At 60.3% G+C, this 6,347-nt stretch carries 3 protein-coding genes; 2 read left to right on the forward strand and 1 reads right to left on the reverse strand.

What is annotated here, in order from left to right:
• Positions 1-10: 10 nt before the first annotated feature.
• Entirely contained in the window at positions 11-2,656 is a 2,646-nt protein-coding gene (gene aceE / locus D8U71_RS09750; protein ID WP_024011316.1) for a pyruvate dehydrogenase (acetyl-transferring), homodimeric type, read from the reverse strand.
• A 262-nt stretch (positions 2,657-2,918) separates the two neighbouring features.
• On the opposite strand from aceE, the gene D8U71_RS28760 reads away from it, so the two are divergent.
• On the forward strand, positions 2,919-3,044 hold the full coding sequence (locus D8U71_RS28760; protein WP_258604617.1) for a hypothetical protein: 126 nt from the start codon (positions 2,919-2,921) through the stop codon (positions 3,042-3,044).
• Entirely contained in the window at positions 3,041-5,980 is a 2,940-nt protein-coding gene (gene glnE / locus D8U71_RS09755) for a bifunctional [glutamate--ammonia ligase]-adenylyl-L-tyrosine phosphorylase/[glutamate--ammonia-ligase] adenylyltransferase (protein ID WP_130887677.1), read from the forward strand. The genes D8U71_RS28760 and glnE overlap by 4 nt, the downstream gene beginning before the upstream one ends.
• Positions 5,981-6,347 lie beyond the last annotated feature (367 nt).

A 6,347-nucleotide genomic window follows, 5' to 3' on the forward strand; every position in this document is an offset into this window, starting at 1 on the left:
AAATGTCTCCTCAGCAGTCCAGTGGGTTGCGTTTTTCCGGGTCGATGCCGAACTTGGCGATGGCTTCAGCCACCACCTTAGGTTCGATATCACCACGGTCAGCCAGTGCTTCCAGGGCTGCCAACACCACGAAATGACGGTCGACTTCGAAGAAATGACGCAGTTTCTTGCGGCTGTCGCTGCGGCCGAAACCGTCGGTGCCCAGGACTTTGAATTCCTTGGACGGTACCCACTGACGGATCTGCTCGGCGAACAGCTTCATGTAGTCGGTAGAAGCAATGACCGGACCTTTACGGCCGTTCAGGCACTCTTCGACGTAGCTCAGCTTAGGCTTCTGGCCAGGCTTGAGACGGTTGCTGCGCTCTACAGCGAGGCCGTCGCGACGCAGTTCGTTGAAGCTGGTAACGCTCCACACGTCAGCGCCGATGTTGAACTCTTCACGCAGGATCTTCGCCGCTTCACGCACTTCACGCAGGATGGTGCCGGAGCCCATCAGCTGAACGTGGTGCGCCGCATCGCGAGTGTCTTCCTCGAGCAGGTACATGCCTTTCTTGATGCCTTCTTCGGCACCGGCCGGCATGGCTGGCTGCTGGTACGACTCGTTCATCACGGTGATGTAGTAGAAGATGTCCTGTTGCTCTTCGGTCATCTTCTTCATGCCGTCCTGAATGATCACCGCCAGCTCGTAGCCGTAGGTCGGATCGTAGGTGCGGCAGTTCGGGATGGTCGCGGCCAGCAGGTGGCTGTGACCGTCTTCGTGCTGCAGACCTTCACCGTTCAGGGTGGTGCGGCCGGCGGTGCCGCCGATCAGGAAGCCACGGGTACGGCTGTCGCCAGCGGCCCAGGCCAGGTCGCCGATACGCTGGAAGCCGAACATCGAGTAGAAGATGTAGAACGGCAGCATCGGCTGGTTGTGGCTGGAGTACGAAGTACCGGCAGCGATGAACGAGCTCATGGCGCCTGCTTCGTTGATGCCTTCTTCAAGGATCTGACCTTTCTGGTCTTCCTTGTAGAACATCACCTGGTCTTTATCGACTGGCTCGTAGAGCTGGCCGACGGAGGAGTAGATACCCAGCTGACGGAACATGCCTTCCATACCGAAGGTACGGGCTTCGTCCGGGATGATCGGGACGATGCGCGGGCCGATTTCCTTGTCCTTGACCAGTTGCGCGAGGATCCGCACGAAAGCCATGGTGGTGGAAATTTCACGGTCGCCCGAGCCATCGAGGATGGCTTTCAGGGTGTCCAGGTCCGGAGTCGGTACGCTGAAGCTCTGCGCACGGCGCTGCGGCACGAAACCGCCCAGTGCGGCACGGCGCTCGGCGAGGTAACGGGCTTCGGCGCTGTTTGGCTCTGGCTTGAAGAACGGCAGGTTCTCCAGCTCTTCGTCCTTGACCGGGATGTCGAAGCGGTCGCGGAACAGCTTCAGGCTGTCGACGTCGACTTTCTTGGTGTTGTGCGCAGTGTTTTTCGCTTCGCCGGCACCGGTGCCATAACCCTTGATGGTCTTGGCGAGGATGACGGTCGGTTGTTCCTTGTGGTTGACCGCTTCGTGGTACGCCGCATAGACCTTGTACGGGTCGTGGCCGCCACGGTTGAGTTTCCAGATCTCGTCGTCGGACAGATCGGCAACCATTGCCTTGAGTTCAGGCGTGTTGAAGAAATGCTCGCGAACGAACGCGCCGTCTTTGGCTTTGTAGTTCTGGTACTCGCCGTCGATGACTTCGTCCATGCGACGTTGCAGGATACCGTCGACGTCCTTGGCCAGCAGCGGGTCCCAGAAACGGCCCCAGATGACCTTGGTCACGTTCCACTGCGCACCACGGAACACGCCTTCGAGTTCCTGGATGATCTTGCCGTTGCCGCGAACCGGGCCGTCGAGGCGCTGCAGGTTGCAGTTGATGACGAAGATCAGGTTGTCCAGCTTCTCGCGGCCGGCCAGGGAGATCGCGCCCAGGGATTCCGGCTCGTCGCACTCGCCGTCGCCCAGGAAGCACCAGACTTTCTGTTTGCCCGGCTGGATGAAACCGCGGTGCTCCAGGTACTTCATGAAGCGCGCCTGGTAGATCGCCTGGATCGGACCCAGACCCATCGATACGGTCGGGAACTGCCAGAAGTCAGGCATCAGCCAAGGGTGCGGATAGGACGACAGGCCTTGACCATCGACTTCCTGACGGAAGTTGTTCATCTGGTCTTCGGTGATGCGGCCTTCCATGAATGCGCGGGCGTAAACGCCTGGCGAGGTGTGGCCCTGGAAGTAGATCAGGTCGCCGCCGTGTTCGTCGGTCGGGGCCTGGAAGAAATAGTTGAAGCCGATGTCATACAGGGTCGCACTGGAAGCGAAGCTGGAGATGTGACCACCCAGGTCCGAATCTCGCAGGTTCGTGCGCATTACCATGGCCATCGCGTTCCAGCGTACCAGCGAGCGAATGCGGCGTTCCATGAACAGGTCGCCAGGCATGCGTGCTTCGTGGGTAACGGGGATCGTGTTGCGGTAAGGCGTGGTGATCGCGTAAGGGAGCTGCGAGCCGCTGCGGGTCGCGAGTTCGCCCATACGGGTCATCAGATAGTGAGCACGGTCTTCGCCTTCTTTGTCGAGAACCGATTCCAGGGCGTCCAGCCATTCCTGGGTTTCGACGGGATCGAGGTCTTGCATGGCTTGCTCCAGGGCGGAAAGGCTTCCAGAATCGGTTGCCTGAGTTTGCGACTGGCCTTGTGGGCAGACGATTTAAAATTCTTGGATTGCCGACAGGTTGTTCCGGCGGCGTGTAGTTTTACTACAAATCTTCCGGCATTTCAGCCTTTCGAATGTATAGACGAGTAGTAAAACTACAGATGAAAGGCTTGTGGCCTCCGACTGCGTTGTGAGAATAATCGTTAAGGCGGGTCGATTTCCATCCGAATAAGGTGAAAGTTTGATGCTGGATGCCAAAGAAGAAGAAATTTCAGCTATTTCTAACTTTTGTTCGACAGTCCTTCGCGTAGCGGGTTTTCATCATTCACTACAAGCGGCCCTCAATACGCCGATCAAGGATAGACCATGACCCTGCCCGTGCTTGCCGAACTGCCCGCCATTCTCCTGCCGTTGGTCAGCCGATCCGAGCAGTCGTTCCGTACGTCCGTCGCCGCCCTTGAAGACGATCACGGCCTGTCGAACTGGACGTCGGAGCGCTGGGCGCAATTCGCCCGCGTCAGCGCCGCCAGCGAATTTGTCATTGAACAGAGCATTCGTGACCCTTTGATGTTGTTGTCGCTGGTCGCGTCCGGCGAACTTGATCGAGCGTTTGCGCCCGGCGAGCTGTGCGCACAGATTGCCGCCGCTGTGAACAGCGCGCAGAGCGAAGACGAACTCGGCCGCGCCTTGCGTCGCCAGCGCGCACGCCATCAGGTGCGGATCATCTGGCGCGACCTGACCCGCCAGGCCGATCTGGTGCAGACCTGCCGCGACCTCTCGGACATGGCCGACGCCACCATCGATCAGGCTTATCAATGGCTGTACAGCCGCCATTGCGAGCAATTCGGCACGCCGACCGGGCGGCGCAGCGGTGAGCCGCAGCAGATGGTCATCCTCGGCATGGGCAAGCTCGGCGCGGTCGAGCTGAATCTGTCTTCCGACATCGACCTGATCTTCGCCTACCCCGAAGGCGGCGAAACCGTCGGCGTGAAACGCTCGCTGGATAATCAGGAATTCTTCATCCGCCTCGGCCAGCGTCTGATCAAGGCGCTGGATCCCATGACGGTCGACGGCTTCGTCTTCCGCGTCGACATGCGCCTGCGTCCATACGGATCGTCTGGTGCGCTGGTGCTCAGCTTCAACGCGCTGGAGCAGTATTACCAGGATCAGGGCCGCGACTGGGAACGCTACGCGATGATCAAGGCGCGGGTGGTGGCTGGCGATCAGGTTGCCGGCGCGCAGTTGCTCGACATGCTGCGGCCGTTCGTTTATCGGCGCTATCTGGACTTCTCGGCAATCGAAGCGCTGCGCACCATGAAGCAGTTGATCCAGCAGGAAGTGCGGCGCAAGGGTATGGCCGACAACATCAAGCTCGGCTCCGGCGGCATTCGTGAAGTCGAGTTTATCGCGCAGGCCTTTCAACTGATCCACGGTGGCCGCGACCTGAGCCTGCAACAGCGTCCTTTATTAAAGGTGCTGAGCACGCTGGAAGGGCAAGGCTATCTGCCGCCGGCGGTGGTCAGTGAGTTACGCGAGGGTTACGAGTTTCTGCGTTACACCGAACATGCCATTCAAGCGATTGCCGACCGTCAGACGCAGATGCTGCCGGACAGCGCTCAGGATCAGGCGCGGATCGCCTTCATGCTGGGCTTCGCCGATTGGTCGGCGTTCCACGAACAACTGATGTACTGGCGCGGGCGCGTGGCCTGGCATTTCGCCCAAGTGATCGCTGATCCCGACGAAGAAGAGGGCGGCGAAAGCGAAGTGGTGGTCGGTGGTGAATGGCTGCCGCTGTGGGAGGAAGAACAGGACGAAGAGGCCGCGTGCCGGCAGTTGCAGGAGGGCGGTTTCGTCGATGCCGGCAAAGCCCTGAAGGCGCTGGCCGGTTTGCGCGGCAGTCCGCAATTGCGCGCGATGCAGCGGCTGGGGCGCGAGCGTCTCGATGCTTTTATTCCGCGACTGCTTGCGCAAGCGGTGGAGCACGACAATCCCGATCTGGTGCTCGAGCGCGTGCTGCCACTGGTGGAAGCGGTGGCGCGGCGTTCGGCGTATCTGGTTTTGCTCACGGAAAACCCCGGTGCGCTGCGTCGCCTGCTGACCTTGTGTGCGGCGAGCCCGTGGATTGCCGAGCAGATCACGCGCTTCCCGTTGCTGCTCGACGAATTGCTCAACGAAGGTCGGCTGTTCAAGCCGCCGCTGGCGCCGGAACTGGCGGCCGAGTTGCGCGAACGCCTGACGCGAATTCCCGAAGACGACCTCGAGCAGCAAATGGAAGCCCTGCGCCATTTCAAACTGGCGCACCGCTTGCGCGTCGCCGCCTCGGAAATCGCCGGCAGCCTGCCGTTGATGAAAGTCAGCGATTACCTGACCTGGCTGGCCGAGGCGATTCTCGAACAAGTGCTGGCCTTGGCCTGGCGGCAGACCGTGGCCAAGTACGGCACGCCGCTGCGCACCGACGGTACGCTGTGCGATCCCGGCTTCATCATTGTCGGTTATGGCAAAGTCGGCGGTATCGAATTGGGGCATGGTTCCGATCTGGATCTGGTGTTCATCCATGACGGTGATCCGCAGGCGGAAACCGACGGGCCGAAATCCATCGACGGTGCGCAGTTCTTCACGCGTTTGGGGCAGCGGATCATTCATTTGCTCACGGCGCAGACCAACTCCGGCCAGCTGTATGAAGTGGATATGCGCCTGCGTCCTTCCGGCGCTTCCGGGTTGCTGGTGAGTTCCCTCGGCGCGTTCGCCCGCTATCAGGAAAACGAAGCCTGGACCTGGGAGCATCAGGCCTTGGTGCGCGCGCGGGTGCTGGTGGGCAGTCAGGATGTTGGCCAGGCCTTCGAGAAAGTACGCGCGCAGGTATTGGGCAAACCACGGGATCTGGCCAAACTGCAACAGGAAGTCAGCGAGATGCGCGCGAAGATGCGCGACAACCTCGGTACCCGCAGCACCGCGGCCGGCACGGCGGCGAATGCGTTCGACGCGGGCGTGCCGTTTGACCTCAAGCAGGACGCCGGAGGTATCGTCGATATTGAATTTATGGTGCAATACGCGGCCCTGGCGTGGTCGCACAGCCATCTACCGCTGCTGCGCTGGACCGATAACATCCGCATTCTGGAAGAGCTGGAACACGAAGGGCTGATGCCCGCCGAAGATGCCAGTCTGTTGCGTGAGGCCTACAAGGCCTACCGCTCCGCCGCCCACCGGCAGGCCTTGCAGAAGGACGCCGGGGTGATACCGGGCGACCAGTTTGCCGACGAACGCCGGCAGGTTTTGCGGATATGGCAAGAGATGGGGCTAAGCTGAAAGCGGTTTATGCAGCACCCAATACCCTGTGGGAGCGAGCTTGCTCGCGAAGGCGGAGTGTCAGACGACACCGATGTCGGATGTGATGGCCCCTTCGCGAGCAAGCTCGCTCCCACATTGATCTGCGCTGAGCGCAGTGATGTGAACAGATGCAAAACAATGTAGGAGTGAGCCTGCTCGCGATAGTGGAGTGACAGTCGACAGTCATGTTGAAGGAAATGACCCATCGCCAGCAGCGCCGCTTCCACAATGATTATCGAGGCGGGGAGGCGTAAATGCCTCCCCGGTTCGTTTTTGGAAACCACATGAATATTCTGATCGTTGGGCCCAGTTGGGTCGGTGACATGGTGATGGCGCAGACACTGTT

Source organism: Pseudomonas sp. Sample_21 (assembly GCF_004307525.1).
GTDB lineage: Bacteria > Pseudomonadota > Gammaproteobacteria > Pseudomonadales > Pseudomonadaceae > Aquipseudomonas > Aquipseudomonas atacamensis.